The sequence below is a fragment of the Rhodothermales bacterium genome, assembly GCA_017643395.1.
Classification (GTDB): Bacteria; Bacteroidota; Rhodothermia; order Rhodothermales; family UBA10348; genus JABDJZ01.
On record JAEPNP010000001.1, the window covers coordinates 1,401,498 to 1,417,500 of the forward strand.

The following is a 16,003-nucleotide window of genomic DNA, read 5'->3' on the forward strand; positions in this document are numbered from 1 at the left end:
CCGAAAAAGGCAACTACGAAGCTACGGGGAGGCTCCGCGCTTATCAACGTAAGGCGTTGAATATTGAGCAAACGCGCGGTGACCGGCGGGCGGCGCTGGACGGGCGGCCGCTGGCCGCAAAAAAAAGCCCCGGCGAACCGAAGTCCGCCGGGGCCGAGCAGCCTTGGGGGGCCTGGACTCAGAAGGTGTACGTGAGGCGCCCGATGACCATGCGGCCAAGCAGCGGTGCGCCGATGAACTGGCGATGCTCCTCATTGAGCGCGTTGTTCACGCCCACATCCACTTTCAGGCCGGGCACGGACTCGGAAAGGTCGTAGCCCACACCGAGGTCTACCAGCGTGAATGACGGCAGGTCACCCACGTACGGTCCTGAACTGATCGGGAAGCCTTCGGTGTGACGGAGGGAGAAGTTGGCGGTCAGGCCGGAGTCGGCCGAGTACTTCGCACCAATCTTGCCCTTCATGGTCGGCGCATTGAGGGCGATGGCCAGGTTCTCGTTGTCCTCGTCAAGCTCGCCCGCATCGAAGAAGTCGTCCGAAACGAAGCTGGCGTTCGCGAAGAACGAGAAGTTCTCGTTGTGGAAGTAGTCCAGCGACACGTCCACGCCGTAGTAGTCCACCTTGCCGAAGTTGCGATAGGACAGCATCAGCTCCGGTGCCGTGCCCGGTCCGGGGTTGTTTTCAGCCGGCTGTACGATGCCCACCGCAGACGGGAAGTCCGGTTCTGCCAGAGCAACCACCAGGCCCGCGATCTGACTTGAGATCTGGGCTGTGATGGCCGCACGCTGCTGGTCCGACAATGCGGGCCAGACGGAAGGATCCGGGATGGCCCCGAAGGCGGCTGCCGCGCCGACCACCAGCGTGGTATTGCCTGCGATACCACTGGTGAGCGCCGACGTCAGGTCGTTGCCCAGATTGGGCACGATGACCAGTGGCGTCTCCAGAAGCAGCGGGCCCACAAAGTTCTCCTTGTTCGTGTAGTAGGCGTCGATCGTGAAGGAGATCTTGTTGTTGATGAACCCCTTGTAGCCGACTTCGAACGTCTGCGTGGTCGTCTGATCCAGCGGGCTGATGTCGGTGAGGTCGTCCACGAACTCACCAATAGCGCCAGTGGTCAGATTCAACTTGGCCATGACGCCGGGAGTGAACCCGGACACCTGCGTGAACTGCGGGCTCATGAGCGCCACCAGCTGGGCCGTGGTCGTCTGATTCACGGGCAGCCCCTGGGCGTTGAGAAGCGCGGTGATTTCCGCCGTTCCTCGCGCGGACAGTCCGGCGTAAACGAGTCCGTACATCTCCGTCAGATCCGCACCGACCGCGGTAAGCTGGCCGAGCGACGTCGGCAGCAGGCTGGTGGCCTGCAGGTCGGTGATTGCGCCGAGACCCAGGTTGGCGGAGTTGCGCTCCCACGTAAAGCCCCCGGCGGAGCCCCGACCTCGGGCGACGAGCGGAGACGTGGCGGCCACGATATCCAGGAAGTTCGAGTTCGTGCCGGGGCTGGAAAACGCCCGGTTATAAGTCACGCGGAACGAGTGGTTGTTCGCAGGCTTGACGACAAAACCGGCGCGCGGGGACAGCGTGGTGCTTTCGAGCACATCGTTATAGTCGAGCCGTAGCGCTCCGACCAGGTCGAGTTTGGGCGTTACGGCTGTCTGGGACTGAACGTAGGCGCCGTACTCGTTGATCGAATCGTTGTCTTCGTTCCTGCCGAGAATGGTGCCTTCGGTATCCGGTCGAGTCAGATCCGCATCGGCTCCGAGAATGAAATTCTGCTTCTCGGACATGGCCCAGTCGTACTGTGCCTGAAGGTTGATCTGTCTGCCGTTGTCAACCACCGGGTCGGGCACGTTGTCGCCGTTGAAGTCCTGATCGTAGACGAACGAGTCCCCGGCATCATTCTGGTTCACATAGGCCTGGGCAAAGAAATTGCCGCTCTGCAGACGAACCTGTCCGTACTGGTAGCCGAATCCGTCGGCCTGCACGGTGCCGATACCTGACAGCACAGTCGCCGTCAGTGCTGAGTGGCCGAAGTTGGCGTAGAGCGACGTTCTGTCCGACGCCTTGTACTCGAGGCTCAAGTTGACGTTGAGTTTCTCGAAATCGTTGTTCCTGGGCACGACGTCGCCGCGAAGCTGGACCTCATCGATGGGATCGGCGGGGTTCATCTCCCAGTCGTCTGCCTGGCCGTAGGTACCGGTAATCTTGTAGCCGAATTTCTCATTCGGGGCGACACCCGCGTGGCGGAACTGCACGCCCATGTAGGAGCGCTCCCCGCCCGAAACCGACACCGTGGTGCCCGGGTGGTCGAACGGGCTCTTGGTGATGAAATGAATCACGCCGGAGTCCACACCCGGGCCGTAGAGCGCCGAGCCGGGTCCACGAACCACCTCTACGCGGTCGACATCGATACCGATGTTCGGCATGATCGAGTGGATGTTGACACCCAGGGACGGAACGGCTGCCTGGCGGTAGTCGGTAAGCACGTACGTGGCTCCCGAGAAGGCATTGTTGAAACCGAGCAGCACCACCTCGCGACGGTCGACGCCCGTCTGGGCCATATCGACGCCGGTCGTGTTTCGCAGGGCTTCAATGGATGAGGTCCCCACATCCGAGGCGAGATCCTCTGCAGTCAGCACCGAGATGGAGGACGGCGCATTCAGCACCTTCTCCGGACGCCGGGATCCGGACACGACGACCGTGTTCAGGGTGATGCCTGCTCCCAGTTCGAAATCAGCGGTCACCGTCTGGCCGGCGACAACCTGGACCGGACGGGTCTGCTCCGAGTAGCCGGTGAACGACGCGACCAGGGTGTAGGACCCGGCCGCCACCGAGATGGAGTAGTTGCCGTCCACTCCGGTGGCCGTTCCGGTGATCATGGCCCCGGATCCGTCCTCAACGCGAACGTTGGCACCGGCCAGAGGAAAGAGGTCCTCCGCGTCGATCACCGTCCCGGAAATGCTGCCGGTCTGGGCATGCGCAGTGGGAGCCAGCAACAGTGTGAGTGCCAGCAGGAAACCAAAGGCAACACGAGGGGGGTGAAGTAGCACGTGCTTCATGGGGTAGAGTTGTCTTGGAAGTGGGTGCCGGATCTGCGCCTCGCCGTCCGGATCCGACACGATAGGGCGATCCGGCGAAAGGACGCAAACCCCGCGAAAACCGGCCGCTAGCGGCCCTTTCGAAGCGATTTGCCGGGCCGCGCCCCAGTCGGTTCCCCGTCCTGCAGCGCAGCCACTCCGGATACGTACACGTAAGAAACGCCGACGGCGTATCGATGGGGGTCTCGGAACGTGGCCAGATCCTGGACGCGCTCGGGGTCGAAGACCACCACATCGGCCACCGCTCCAGGCCGCAATTCCCCGCGATCATGAAGGCCGAGTCGGGCGGCGGGCCGGGAGGTCATGCGGGCGACAGCCTCCTCCAGCGTCAACGTGCCGGACTCGCGCACGTAGTGGGCCAGAACGCGGGCAAACGTGCCGTAGGACCGTGGGTGGGGAGAACCCACACCCAGTGCCGGCACGCCCCCGTCGGACGCCGCCATGGCATGCTCTGATTTCATGACGCGAGCCACGTCTTCCTCCCCCATGGAATGAAAGACGCCCTGACAACTGCCGCGTTCGACGAGGTCGATCGCGATGTCGGCGGCGTTCTCCACGCTGGTCTCCAGACCGGCGTCACGAGCCATGTCAGCAAGTGATTTGCCCGCCAGGCTGTCGTCAAACCCGCAGCGGGCCGCAACAATCGTGGCCGGATCGCCACCCCGTTCGGAATGGATATGGGCGATGACGTCCTGCCGGATTCGCGCGCGGTGCTGCGGGTCAGCCAGCCGCTCCTGCAACCCGCTCAATCCACCGTCTTTGGCCCAGCCAGGAAAGAGAATGGTCAGGCCGGTGCTGGAAGCCGTGTACGGATAGACGTCGAGCGTGATGTCCAGTCCCGCCCTGCGGGCCTCCTCTACCCGCGCCAGCGACTCCACCGTGCCTCCCCAGCGGTGCTTGCCGATGATCTTGTGGTGGGTAAGCTGTGCCGCAGCGCCCGACGCACGGGAGATGGCAATCAGCTCATCGACCGAATCCATGAGTGCGCCTCCTTCATCGCGCACGTGGCTGATATAGAGGCCGCCAAACGGCGCGATTTCTTCCGAGAGGGCCGCCAACTCGTCCGTGGAGGCAAACATGCCCGGCGCGTACTCAAGGCCGGAGGACAATCCGTACGCCCCCTGATGCATGGCTTGCCGAACTGCTGCCCGCATGGCGGAGAGTTCGTCCGGGTCCGCTTCGCGATCATCCATGCCGACAATGCGAGCGCGCAGGGTGCCGTGGCCTGCAAACAGGCCCACGTTTACGGCCGCGGGACTGACGTCAAAAAACGCCAGCGCCTCGCCGACAGGCCAGGGAGAGGACCCGTCCTGCCCGCCGAAGACCGAGGTGACGCCCTGCCGAATGAGGTTTTCCGCGTGGGGCCGGGCGGCAAGCGGGCCGCCCGCCCCGGAGCCCACTGCGTGGCTGTGGATGTCGATGAAGCCCGGGGCAACCACATGGCCGGTCGCATCGACCCGTGTTGCTGCCCGGGCGCGCGAAAGGTCCCCAATTGCACCAATTCTGTCTCCGATCAGGCCCACATCCGCCTCAAACGAGGCGTTACCCGTGCCGTCGACCACGAGGCCGTTCTCAAGAATGACCGAGTAGACCGGCTGGGCGTCTGCCTGGGGCAGCAGGCCCATCGCCAGTATCAACAGAAGGGGCTTTTTCATATGCCGCGATGATTGCGCGGCAAAATGTACGGTCCGATCCCTTCTTCAGGAATGCTCAGGCCGCCTGACGGTCGTCCTCTGCCTCTGCGGCCTCAAGCGCCTCGAGTGCCATGCGCAGCAGTTCTCGGGCCTCCGGATCCAGCGCAAGGCGAGCCAACAGGGCCTTGCGCTCGGCTTCTTCTGCGTTGCCGGCCAGCAATCTGGCGACTTCCAGGCAGGTAAGTTTTTTGGAGTCGGGCATGGTGATTCCCGGTTGATTACCCCAATCCGGTCCAAAACCATGCCGAAAACCCAAAAAAAGGGGCCCGATGCATTGCGGCGACATCGGGCCCGGGAAGGAGCTGAGAGGGAGGGTCAGCTGATTCCAGCGCCAAATATCGCTCCGCCTGCCGCTTGGCGCAAGGGTGCTTGTTCGCGCCCGGCACCAGGCGCCCTGCCCCCCGGCACCGTCTGGTCCAGTGGACAGGCGCAGGCTATCCCTTGTGTCGGAACACCATGGAAGACGAACTCTGGTCCGTGCACATCATCACCACCTGGTTGATGTTCACGTGCGCAGGACGGGACGCACAGAACAGCACCGCTTCGGCGACATCCTCTGCTGTCAGTGCGGTCAGGTTGCGATACACCGCGCGGGCCAGGTCCTCGTCACCGTCAAAGCGCACCAGGGAGAACTCGGTCTCCACCAGCCCGGGGTCCACCGTAGACACACGCACGCCGGTTCCGTGCAGGTCCATTTTCATGCCCTCCGTGAGCGCGGCCACCGCGGCTTTGGTGGCGCAATACACCGTGCCGCCGGGATACGTCCACTTGCCCGCCACAGAGCCGATGTTGATCACATGCCCCGCTCCGCGCTCCACCATACCGGGAATCACGTGGCGGGAGACATGGATCAAAGCACGAACGTTGACATCGATCATGCCGTCCAGCTGGTCGAGATCGGCATCCTGAAAGGCGTCCCGGCCCAGCGCCTTGCCCGCGTTGTTGACCAACACGTCGACCTGATTCCATGCCGCCGGCAACCCTCCCAGTGCGTCTCGCACCGCCGAGGCGTCGGTCACGTCAAGTTGCATGGTGTGCACGGGAACCCCGTGGGTACCCTTGAGGGTTTCCGCGACCGGCTCCAGCCGCTCCGGTCGCCTTGCGCACAGGAGCAACCGGGCCCCCCGTGCAGCAAATCCCTCCGCACAGGCCCTGCCGATCCCGGCAGAGGCTCCTGTAATGAATACCGTTTTGTCAGTCAGATTTCCCATTCGCGTGGTGCGTGTTCCTGGCGCCGAAGATAGCCTGCCCGCCGTCCTGGCGACGCTGCTCCTGGCCGTCCTGGTCGGCTTGCCGACCGTGAGTGCCCAGTCCGCATCCACCAACAAGCGCGTTGCGTGTGTAGCGGGCATTGCGGACGGCTACCCCTGCGACGCAATTGACCTGCTGGACTTCGTGCCGGTTGCCGAGCTGGGCCCGGGCGCCGAAGAGGTCATGGATATCTGGGGCTGGACCGACCCCGAAACAGGCGCCGAGTACGCCATCATCGGCATGAACGACCGAACCAGTTTCGTGGACATCTCATTCCCGGAGAATGCCCGCGTGGTAGGGTGGCTGCCACACTCCGGCGCTGCACCCTCGCCATGGCGAGACGTCAAGGTGTACGCGAACCATGCCTACGTGGTCGCGGATTTCGCGGGCCTGCACGGCCTGCAGGTGTTCGACCTGACCCAGCTCCGTGAGGTCACGGGCGATCCCATGGAGTTTGCCATGACCGCCCACTACACCGGTTTCGGCAGCGCTCACAACGTGGCGATCAATGAGGAGACGGGTTTTGCCTACGCCGTGGGTGCCTCCGGTGGCGACGACTGTGCGGGCGGCCTGCACATGATCAACATCCAGATCCCCGACACGCCGAGATTCGTAGGCTGTTTTGCCCATGACGGCACCGGGCGGGCCGGAACGGGGTACACGCACGATGTGCAGTGCGTGCAGTACGACGGTCCGGATCAGGACTATCAGGGACAGGAAATCTGCTTCGGATCCAACGAGACGGCCGTGTCTATTTCGGATGTGACCGTCAAGGGTCGTCCGGTGGCGCTTTCGAAGGCGGAGTACCCGGGCGTGGCCTATGCCCATCAGGGCTGGCTGACCAAGGACAAGCGGTTCTTCATGCTGGGCGACGAGTTGGACGAGCGCGGCGGCGAACCGGCCCGCTCGATCATCTTCGATGTGTCCGACCTCGACGATCCGGTTTACGTCACCGACTACCTGGCCACCACCCGCTCCATCGACCACAACCTGTATATCGTCGGGGACTTCGCGTATCAGGCGAACTACACGGCCGGACTGCGCATCCTGGACATGAGCACGCCGGAGGTGCCTCGCGAGATCGCATTCTTTGATACCACGCCCACACGCCGAGGTACCGGCTTCTCCGGAGCCTGGTCGGTATACCCCTACTTCGAAAGCGGCTCGATCGTCGTGTCCTCCATAGGAGAGGGGCTGTTTGTCCTCAAGGCGACCCATCCTTCCCTGATCGTCGACACTGACGCGGTGGTTGAGCTCCCGGCTCAGTTCCGGGTGCGGAGTGCCTACCCCAACCCCTTTGCCGAGCAGTCCGTGCTGTCGCTTGAGATGGACGTACCCGGCATGCTGCGGGTCGCGGTCGCCGATATGCTGGGCCGTGAGGTCACGGTGGCGTTCGACGCCTGGTCGGCAGCAGGCCAGGTCGACATCCCGGTCCATGGTTCGGCGCTGGCAGCCGGTACCTACGTCGTCCACATCACCCTGAATGGCGATACCGAGTCACGCCTGATCACACGACAATGAAATCGGTCTCCGCCTGGGTTCTGTCAGTTCTCTTCCTGTCAGCTGCGCCCCTGATGGCGCAGGTTCCGGACGGGAAAGGAGCAGGGCCGGAGGAGCAGGCGGACGACCGAGCGTACAAGAGCCTGTCGGCAACGCCTTGCCTCAGCGGTTTCGCAGGCCCGTTTCCGTGTGAAAACGTGGACCTGCTCTCCAGACTGACGCGCGCGGAGTTGGGCGGTGGCAGCGCACGCCTGAATGATCTCTGGGGTTGGGAAGACCCCGAAACCGGTCGTCGATACGTGCTGCAGGGCAAGGAAGACGCCACGGCATTTGTAGATGTGACCGACCCTGAGGCCCCGGTCTACCTGGGCCTTTTGCCGCTGCGACAGGGCGCTCGCGCCAGCGTTTGGCGCGATATCAAGGTGCGTGGCGAATATGCCTTCATTGTGGCAGATGGTGCAGGCAATCACGGCATGCAGGTGTTCGATCTGACGCGCCTGCGTAACGTGACGACACCGAGGACATTTGCGGCGTCGACGGTCTACGAAGGGTTCGGCAGCGCCCACAATGTGGTCATGAATGAGGAGACGGGATTTGCCTATGCGGTGGGCACCCGGTCCGGGAACTGCCCGCTGGGCCTGCACATGATCGATGTCAGCGACCCTGTGCGCCCCGTCTTCGCAGGCTGCCACCAGGATGAGCGATTCAGCCGAGGGTACACCCATGACGCACAATGCGTCGTGTACACGGGCCCTGATGCCACGCACCAGGGACGCGAAATCTGCATCGGCTCCAACGAGAGTGCGCTCTCCATCGTCGACGTCACCGACAAGTCCCAGATACGGCAGTTGGGAGTGGGCACCTACCCGACCTCCCGATACGTTCACCAGGGCTGGCTTTCGGAAGACCACCGCTACTTCTACCAGAACGACGAGGGGGACGAGCGGGTAAATCCGCGCACCCGCACGCTGGTCTGGGACGTGACCGACCTGGATGATCCGACCCTGGTTCTGGAGTTCAATCCGGGCCCGGAGGCCATCGACCATAATCTGTATACCCATGAGGGCCTGCTGTATGAGGCCAACTACACCTCGGGGCTTCAGGTGATGGACATTATCAGCCCCGAGGATCCGGTCCGTGTAGCCTACTTCGACACCACTCCGAACGACAGCCAGGTAAGCTTCAACGGCGCCTGGACGGTATACCCGTACTTCTCGGACGGCACTGTCGCGCTTTCAAGCCGAAGTGAGGGGCTCTTTCTGCTGCGCCTGACCGGCATTCTGGTTTCTCGACTGGAGTCCTTCCAGACCCGGGTTTCGGGCGATGAGGTCGCGATCGAATGGACCATGCGCCGCCAGAAAGACGTAACCCGCTACGAATTCGAGCTGGTCCGGGAAGACGGCAGCGCCGAGATGTTGGCCTCCGTTGACGGCGGAGGAGACGCGCTGGACCGACAGTCCTTTTCGCTGGTCACGAGCGCATTGCCGCCGGGCCGGTCTCAGGTTCGCCTGGTAGCCGTTGCTTCAGACGGACAACGCCGGGTGCTGCTGGAGGACGAACTGTTTGTGGTCCCCGGAACGCACTTCGTGGCCGCTCCCTGGCCCAACCCGACAGGCAGCAGGGCCCGCGTTTCCCTGTTGGTAGCCAACGCGCAGGACGTGACGGTCGAGCTCTATGATGAGGCCGGTCGGCGGGTGGGTGAACTGCATGGGGGCTTCCTGAAGCCGGAGGAAGAACTGCGACTGGATGTGGACGTGGCGGGCCTCGCTGCAGGTCGCTACTGGGTGCGCTTCACCGGACTGAACTTCACGGCCGTGCAGCCCCTGTTTGTCGCAAGGTAGACCGGGAATTAGAGTCGGGGGCGATGTGGTCGATCCTGCAAGTGATGGATCTGCCTATGTCTCGACCTTTCCTGCTCGCGTTAGCGCTTGCCGGCCTGCTGGCCGGCTGCGAACTGCTGGGTGATACCAGCCTGCCCGACTACGGCACCGTAGAGGACATTTCGTACGTGCGTCACGTGCAGGTCCTGTTTGACGAACGATGCGCGGGCTGCCATGACGGGCAGACGGCAGAACTGGACCTGACCTCATGGGAGGGTTTGCTCTCGGGTTCTGCCAGCGGTGGTCCTCTGGTGCCGTTCGACACCGCGCGCAGTGCCATTCTGAGCCGGCTCGGATTCGATCATCCGGTGGAGCACGGTGCCGAGCGTGTGCCACAGGTGGAAGTGGACTTCCTCAAACGCTGGATCGCATCCGGCGCACGCCACGACGACGGCAGCATTCCGTACGCGGACAGCGCGGCGACGGTACTCGCCGCGCTGCCTGACGCTGACCTGATTGCGGTCGTACACCCGGTCTACATGGCCGTGGCGCGCTACATCGACCTCGATGCTCTGGGATTCGGCGGTGGATCCAGACCTTCCCACGTGACGGCGACACCGGATGGCACGGCGTGGTTCGCCGCGTTGGCCGCATCCGGACAGATACTGCGATTTGACGCGTCTCACACCCTGACTGGCTTGGCCGTGGTTCCGGAACCGGGGCAGCTTGCCACAGGAGGGGATGGATCCTGGGTGGCCATTGCGAGGCCGGAGACCTCGCCCACGGGGCCGGTTCGGTTGCTGGAGACGCGCGACATGCGTGTGCATTCCTACGACGTGGCCTTCGGGCTGACCATGGTGGCGGGAATGCTGCCGGGAGGGTCTGCGGGTGTGGTAGCCAGTCGTTCGGCCGATCAGCTGATTCTGCTGCCGACCGACGACAGCGCCGTTCGTCTGGCCGGACTATCGGGTCCCAGACACGAGGTGGTGCGTCTGATCAGCCACGACGGTGGTCTGATAGCGGTCGGCGGAGACAGCGGCCATCTCATCTTTCTCGAGGGTACGAGTCCGGACGCCCTGAACCAGGCTGGTCACGTGGATGTGGGGCAGCCCCTGCTGGACGCCGATCTGGACCGGGCCGGTGGGCTGGTGGCCCTGGACCAAGCGCACGGGCTTTGGTACGCGCCCTTCCTTCCGGGCGCGACAGCGGTTCCACTGCTGGGTCCGCCGGATGAAGCCGGCCGTCGTACCGGGGTCGCGGCTGCGGAAGGGCGCATCCTGGTGGCCTTCAACAATGGAGTGGAAGTCGTCGTGGACGGTCAGGTAGTCCGCACTATCCAGCTTCCGGGACAGGCTGTTTCCCTTCGGACCCTGACCGGGACAACTCCCACCACGTCAGTACCCCGGTAAGCAGCAGTCCCAGCACTCCAGCCGCAACCACCGGCAGGACCGCATCGCCCGAGCCCGGCATCAGGACTTCCGACTCGGTCGAGAGCCATGGCCACAACGCACGCAGTGATCCGGCCATGAGGCCGACCAGCACGGCCATGGTGGCATCGTGACGATGCTTCAGCAGCCAGTTCAGAAGTACGGTGAATGCCGCGAGGCCGACTCCCGCACCGGCTGCGAACACGGAGATAAAGACCACATCGAACGACTCCAGAGCGTTCAGAGTGGCCTGGTAAATGCCGAGGATGAGCAGCAGGTATGCACCACTGACGCCCGGCAGCACCATGGCGCTGATGGCCAGAGCGGCGGAGCCAAACACCATGAGCATGCCCGGATCCGCGTCCGCGCGGGTAGGAAGACCAGACAGCATCCAGGCGGCGGCCGCGGCCAGAACGATCAGTATCCAGGTTCTGGCGCCACGATTTCCGATGCGAAGCCATGGAATGGGCAGCGAGCCGACGATAAGTCCAAAGAACAGACCGCGCATGACCTCTGGATAGCGCTCCAGGAGATCGGACAGCAGCGAAGCACCCAGAAAGGGTGCTGCCAGGATGCCCAGCGTCAGCGGGCCCAGAAACATCCACGGCATCTGACGCAGCCGACTCAGGAATCCCGCGAAATCGGTCTTGAGAAGCAGGAGACCTGCCCTTACACCCTGCGAAGCCGCGCCGATGACCCGCTCGTAGATGCCGAAGATCAGGGCCATGGTGCCACCACTGACTCCGGGGATCACGTTGGCGATGCCTATGCCGAGTCCGTAAACAAAATTAGCCAGGTGCTGCAGCATGCAGGAGAGCGGGGGGTAGGTGCCAACAAGAAGCGGCGGCCCGGAATGCGAGCCGCCGCCGAAAACGGGGTTGGTCTGAAGAGGATCCGCCTACAGTCCGAGAGCGGCGCGGACCCGCGGGTCGCCGTGTAGTTCGGGGTAGGCATCCCGCATGCTTTCGCGCTGCAGCGGGTCCAGGCTGAAGGACATCTTGATGGACCGGAGCGCGTCTTCCAGACGACCCAGCGACAGGAAGGCTTTCGCCTGGCGGAAATAGGTGCTGGCGCAATCAGGCTTCAGCTCCAGCGCGCGGCGATAGGCGTCGAGCGCTTCTTCCGGGCGGCGTGCCTCGTACAGCGTCTCGGCATAGTCCAGCCACGCCTCACGATTTTCCGGCTTCAGGCGCACCACAGTGCGATAGGCAGAAACGGCCTCGCCGATGCGGCGCAGGTTATAGGCGCAGTCGCCCTTGGCGTACCAGAAGTCTGCGGTGTTCGGGCTGAGCACGACGGCCCGATTGAAGAAGACCAGGGCCTCCTCGTATCGCTCCAGGGCGTCAAAGCAGCATCCGAGGCCATACCAGGCTTCGGCATACGAGTCATCTGCTTCGATAGCCTGCTCGAAGAACTTGATGGCCGTGCGGTACTCTCGTTTTTCCTCGTAGGCCAGCGCAATGTTGTAGCTCGTCGCCGCGTCATTGCCCTCGAGTTCGAGAACCCGCTTGTAGCTTTCGATCGCTTCATCCAGCAGGCCAAGATTGGCCTGGGCGTTTCCGCGATTGTAATACGCGGAAGCAAAGTCATCCGAGATGACCAGCGCCATGTCATAGGAGTCGATGGCGTTGCGATACCGGCCAGCCCGATTCAGCACAATCCCCCGGTTGTACCAGGCGTCGTGCGAATACGGGTCTACGTCCAGGTGACGGTCGTAGGCCTCGATGGCCTGCTCCAGCTGGTTGGCACGGTCGTAACAGAACCCGAGTTCGTACCAGACTTCCGGATGGTTCGGGTTGGCGTCGGCGCACAGTTCGAACGAGCCGACTGCCTCCTTGAGGCGGTTGAGCCGCTCCAGCGTCACGCCCTGGTTGAACAGCGCTTCGTCCGAACTCGGATCAAGCTGCAGAGCCTCCTGGTAACTCTCGATGGCCTCTTCGGGCCGATCCAGGCTGTCGAGCGTGATTCCGCGATTGACCAGCGTTTCCAGGTCTGCCGGGTTGAGTGCCAGTGTGCGCTCGTAAGCGTCCAGCGCCTCCTGGTGGCGACCCAGGTTGTTGAGCAGAATCCCGCGGCGCATCCAACCGTCCGAAGAGAAAGGCTGGGCGTCGAGCACACGGTCTATGACGCGGAGCGCGTCGTCAAAGCGACTTTGCTCGTAGTAGAACGTGGCTATGTCTTCCAGGGAGTCGGAGTCGAAATAACTCGACTCACCGGAGTGCTCGAAGGAAGCAACCAGGTCCCGGAGGCGATCTTCATTCCTGGACTCGTCGAACTCGTCGAATCCGAAATTGAGCATGCTCATGAAGGTTGACGGGCGCTGGGGGTCAAGCGCTTATATACACCGCAGATGCGATGGTTCGCGGAAAATACTGCATGGGGCGAGCCGCCGCACCTCCGCGCCGCCGCTAACCGCCAATATCTTATACGGTTGATTCCTTAAATCTCGTCATTCCCGTATGCGCCTGATCACCTTTGAGGGCCTTGATGGCTCCGGCAAGAGCACGCAGGCCCGCCTTCTCGCTGAATGGCTGCGGGAAGCGGGGTACACCGTGGAAATGGTGCGGGAGCCGGGAGGTACGGACATCTCGGAGCGAGTACGGGAAATGCTGCTGGATCCCAGGAACGAAATCTCGCCGTTTGCAGAACTGCTGTTGTTCAGCGCCGCACGAGCCCAGCTGGTGGCGGAGCGCGTTCAGCCGCTTCTGGACGAGGGCACCCTTGTACTCTGCGACCGCTTCTTCGATTCCACAACGGCCTATCAGGGCTTTGGGCGTGGCCTGGCAGACCCGGGATGGCTGGACGGGTTTCACCGCAAGGTTACCGGCGGGCTGGTACCTCATCGCACGTATCTGATACGCATCACACCCGTCGAAGCCGCCCACCGGCGCCGCGGGCGCTCCGAGGACGATCGCATGGAGGCGGCCGGCGAGCCGTTCCACGAGCGGGTTGCCGAAGGGTACGATTGGCTGGCGGCGCGCGAGCCGGATCGGGTCCATGTCCTTGACGGCACACGGGCCATCGAACTAATCGCCACGGACATCCGGCGGGATATGCGACAGATGCTCGACGGCGGAACAGCCGGACGAAGCTGACGGTTCGCCCGCCCATGCCGGACCTGGGAACAGAGCAGCTTGAGAATGTGCGCCGCATCTTCGGGGACTTCCTGAAGACGCGCAGGCAGCGGCAGACACCAGAGCGCTTTGCTGTGCTCGATGCCGTGTACGGGCAATCGGGACACTTCGATGCCGACGAGCTCTATGTGCAACTGGTCGGTGAGGACGTCAAGGTCAGCCGCGCGACGGTGTACAATACGCTCGAACTGCTGGTGGAATGTCAGCTTGTGGCCCGCCATCAGTTTGGCAACAAGCAGGCGAAATACGAGGCGGCGTACAGTTACTGGCAGCACGACCACCTTATCTGCATGGATTGCAACGAACTCTTCGAGTTTTGCGACCCCCGGATTCAGTCCATTCAGGAGATGGTATCGGACATTTTCCAGTTCGACATTCGGCACCATTCTCTCCATATGTATGGCCGGTGCCAGCGCGAAAGCTGTCCCAATCGGAGCCGCGAGGTTATCAGGGCATGAATTCTGCTGATACACTGGGTATTGCCCCTGAACCCGGTTGTATCTCATGAGAAGGCCCGTAAATTGCAGATTGCACGTCCGCAATCCCGCTGTGAGACTGATCCCCCTACTTGTTTCGGTACTCGTTTTGACCGCCGCCTCTTTCGGCTACGGCGTCAAGCTGGAGTATTTCGACGTCACGCCGGAGGGGCAGGACTTCATTCTGAAGTGGCAGATGGAGACCGAGGACGAGGTGCAGGAATACGAACTGACACGCCGCACGCCGTACAGCAACCAGCAGTTCGTGAAAGTGCAGGCCCTGTCGGCGCACGGTATCGGCGTGCCCTACGAATTCCGCGACGACCAGGTGTACAAGTCCGCTTCAGATCAGCTGGACTATCGTCTGGAGGTCATCTACCAGAACGGGCTTCGGGAAGTGGTCATCACCAAGTCGGTGAACTACACGAGCACCGCAGTGCGCCGTACCTGGGGAAGCATCAAGGCGATGTTCCAGTAGCGCGGCGTGCGCACCCAGCTTCTTCAGGCTGATCAGGTTCGCCGCATGGTTCGGCGCCTGGCCTTCGAGATCCTTGAGCGGAATCGGGGTGCGGACAATCTGACCGTGCTGGGCATTTTGCAGCGTGGCGACGAAGTAGGTCGAGCCATCGTCTCCGAGATTGAGGCGCGGGAATCCACAATGGTCGTTTATCACGCCCTTGACGTATCCGCCTGGCGGGATGACACGTCGGGCGATGAGGTCCGCGACGTATCCGGACCCGACCTGACGGACCGGGACGTAATTCTGGTGGACGATGTGCTCTTTACGGGTCGCACGGTTCGTGCAGCGCTGGACGCCGTGGTTTCGCTGGGTCGTCCACGCAGTATTCAGCTGACCGTGCTTGTGGATCGCGGCCACCGCGAGTTTCCGATCCAGCCTGACTTTGTCGGGCGCCGGATTCCCACGAAGCACCGGGAGCGGGTGGAGGTAACGCTTGGAGAGCGGCCGTCCGTGGACGTGGTCGAGTAGGCCTCGGCGCCGGGGGGACAGGTCAGCCTTCCGGGTCCGGGTCGCGTGTGCGCAGTCTGACCTCGGAGCCCTCTCGCACTGTGGTGCCCGCGGTTGGGCCCTGGTCGCGGACGACACCATCCTGGGGGCCGAGGATCACCGTACGCAGGCCGACATCGGAAAGACGCTCGATAGCCTCCGGGGCCGGGAGTCCTGCAACGTCCGGAACGACGACAAACTGTGCGCTCGGGCCTGCGCTATACCATAGTTGTACCACGGACCCTCGTGGCACCCTCACCCGGGGCCGAGGGAACTGGCGGGAGATGACGTCCGCGGGAAAGGTGGAGCGGATGGAGTCGACGCGATGCGGGCCTGCCCGCAGGCCTTGCTCGCGGAGCAGTCCGTCCACGTCCCTGCGAGAGCGACCGACGACCCCCGGAACGAGCACCGTTGTGGTGTCACCCGTATTCACGGTCACGTAGATGCTTCGACCCGGCTTGACGAGGCTGCCGCTGGGCGGGCGCTGGTCAATGACCTGGTTTCGGGGCAGGTTCATCTTGCGCAGTATCTGCTGATGCATCTCCAGACCAGAGGCCGTCAGGATTGAATCTGCCTGTTCCGGGGGGAGCCGCAGCACGTC

General features: G+C 63.1%; 14 protein-coding genes (1 of these 14 running past the window's edge). 7 read left to right on the top strand and 7 right to left on the bottom strand.

Going from position 1 to position 16,003, the window contains the following annotated elements; translation table 11 throughout:
- Window positions 1–178: 178 nt before the first annotated feature.
- From JJ896_05615 to JJ896_05630, 4 genes are all read right to left on the bottom strand, one after another.
- Window positions 179–3,055 (bottom strand): TonB-dependent receptor, encoded by a 2,877-nt coding sequence (locus tag JJ896_05615; protein MBO6779113.1) that lies wholly within the window; start codon window positions 3,053–3,055, stop codon window positions 179–181.
- 107 nt (window positions 3,056–3,162) lie between these two features.
- Entirely contained in the window at window positions 3,163–4,749 is a 1,587-nt protein-coding gene (locus tag JJ896_05620) for a D-aminoacylase (protein ID MBO6779114.1), read from the bottom strand.
- A 55-nt stretch (window positions 4,750–4,804) separates the two neighbouring features.
- Entirely contained in the window at window positions 4,805–4,990 is a 186-nt protein-coding gene (locus JJ896_05625) for a hypothetical protein (protein ID MBO6779115.1), read from the bottom strand.
- Between the two features lie 232 nt (window positions 4,991–5,222).
- Window positions 5,223–5,999, bottom strand: coding sequence for an SDR family NAD(P)-dependent oxidoreductase (locus tag JJ896_05630; protein MBO6779116.1), 777 nt, complete (start codon window positions 5,997–5,999; stop codon window positions 5,223–5,225).
- A 7-nt stretch (window positions 6,000–6,006) separates the two neighbouring features.
- Between JJ896_05630 and JJ896_05635 the strand changes: the two genes are divergently transcribed.
- From JJ896_05635 to JJ896_05645, 3 genes are read left to right on the top strand one after another with little or no spacing between them, the layout of a single operon-like run.
- Window positions 6,007–7,560 carry a choice-of-anchor B family protein gene (locus JJ896_05635; GenBank protein ID MBO6779117.1) on the top strand — a complete coding sequence of 518 codons (1,554 nt, stop codon included), beginning with the start codon at window positions 6,007–6,009 and terminating at the stop codon, window positions 7,558–7,560.
- Complete coding sequence (locus JJ896_05640) at window positions 7,557–9,380, top strand: choice-of-anchor B family protein (protein ID MBO6779118.1); 1,824 nt, start codon at window positions 7,557–7,559, stop codon at window positions 9,378–9,380. Before JJ896_05635 ends, JJ896_05640 begins: the two co-directional genes overlap by 4 nt.
- A gap of 56 nt (window positions 9,381–9,436) precedes the next feature.
- Window positions 9,437–10,768 (top strand): hypothetical protein, encoded by a 1,332-nt coding sequence (locus JJ896_05645; protein MBO6779119.1) that lies wholly within the window; start codon window positions 9,437–9,439, stop codon window positions 10,766–10,768.
- On the opposite strand, the gene JJ896_05650 is transcribed toward JJ896_05645, so the two are convergent.
- Window positions 10,692–11,594, bottom strand: a complete 903-nt coding sequence (locus JJ896_05650) for a DUF368 domain-containing protein (GenBank protein ID MBO6779120.1) — start codon at window positions 11,592–11,594, stop codon at window positions 10,692–10,694. The two genes, JJ896_05645 and JJ896_05650, sit on opposite strands and share 77 nt — an antisense overlap.
- A 90-nt stretch (window positions 11,595–11,684) precedes the next feature.
- On the bottom strand, window positions 11,685–13,091 hold the full coding sequence (locus JJ896_05655; GenBank protein ID MBO6779121.1) for a tetratricopeptide repeat protein: 1,407 nt from the start codon (window positions 13,089–13,091) through the stop codon (window positions 11,685–11,687).
- A 154-nt stretch (window positions 13,092–13,245) separates the two neighbouring features.
- On the opposite strand from JJ896_05655, the gene tmk reads away from it, so the two are divergent.
- From tmk to pyrR, 4 genes are all read left to right on the top strand, one after another.
- Window positions 13,246–13,881: a dTMP kinase gene (tmk, locus tag JJ896_05660; GenBank protein ID MBO6779122.1), complete on the top strand. Its 636-nt coding sequence runs from the start codon at window positions 13,246–13,248 to the stop codon at window positions 13,879–13,881.
- A 14-nt stretch (window positions 13,882–13,895) separates the two neighbouring features.
- The gene (locus JJ896_05665; GenBank protein MBO6779123.1) at window positions 13,896–14,378 is read left to right on the top strand and encodes a transcriptional repressor; all 483 of its coding nucleotides are present in this window, start codon (window positions 13,896–13,898) and stop codon (window positions 14,376–14,378) included.
- 91 nt (window positions 14,379–14,469) lie between these two features.
- Window positions 14,470–14,874, top strand: coding sequence for a hypothetical protein (locus JJ896_05670; GenBank protein ID MBO6779124.1), 405 nt, complete (start codon window positions 14,470–14,472; stop codon window positions 14,872–14,874).
- Window positions 14,875–14,919: 45 nt separating this feature from the next.
- Window positions 14,920–15,384: a bifunctional pyr operon transcriptional regulator/uracil phosphoribosyltransferase PyrR gene (gene pyrR / locus JJ896_05675; protein ID MBO6779125.1), complete on the top strand. Its 465-nt coding sequence runs from the start codon at window positions 14,920–14,922 to the stop codon at window positions 15,382–15,384.
- A 22-nt stretch (window positions 15,385–15,406) separates the two neighbouring features.
- Here pyrR and JJ896_05680 read toward each other — a convergent pair whose 3' ends face one another.
- A protein-coding gene (locus tag JJ896_05680; protein MBO6779126.1) for a PASTA domain-containing protein crosses the window boundary here: on the bottom strand, window positions 15,407–16,003 show its 3' portion. The gene runs 195 nt beyond the window's last position; 597 of the gene's 792 nt are visible here — the last part of the coding sequence; its start codon lies off the right edge, out of view; the stop codon is at window positions 15,407–15,409.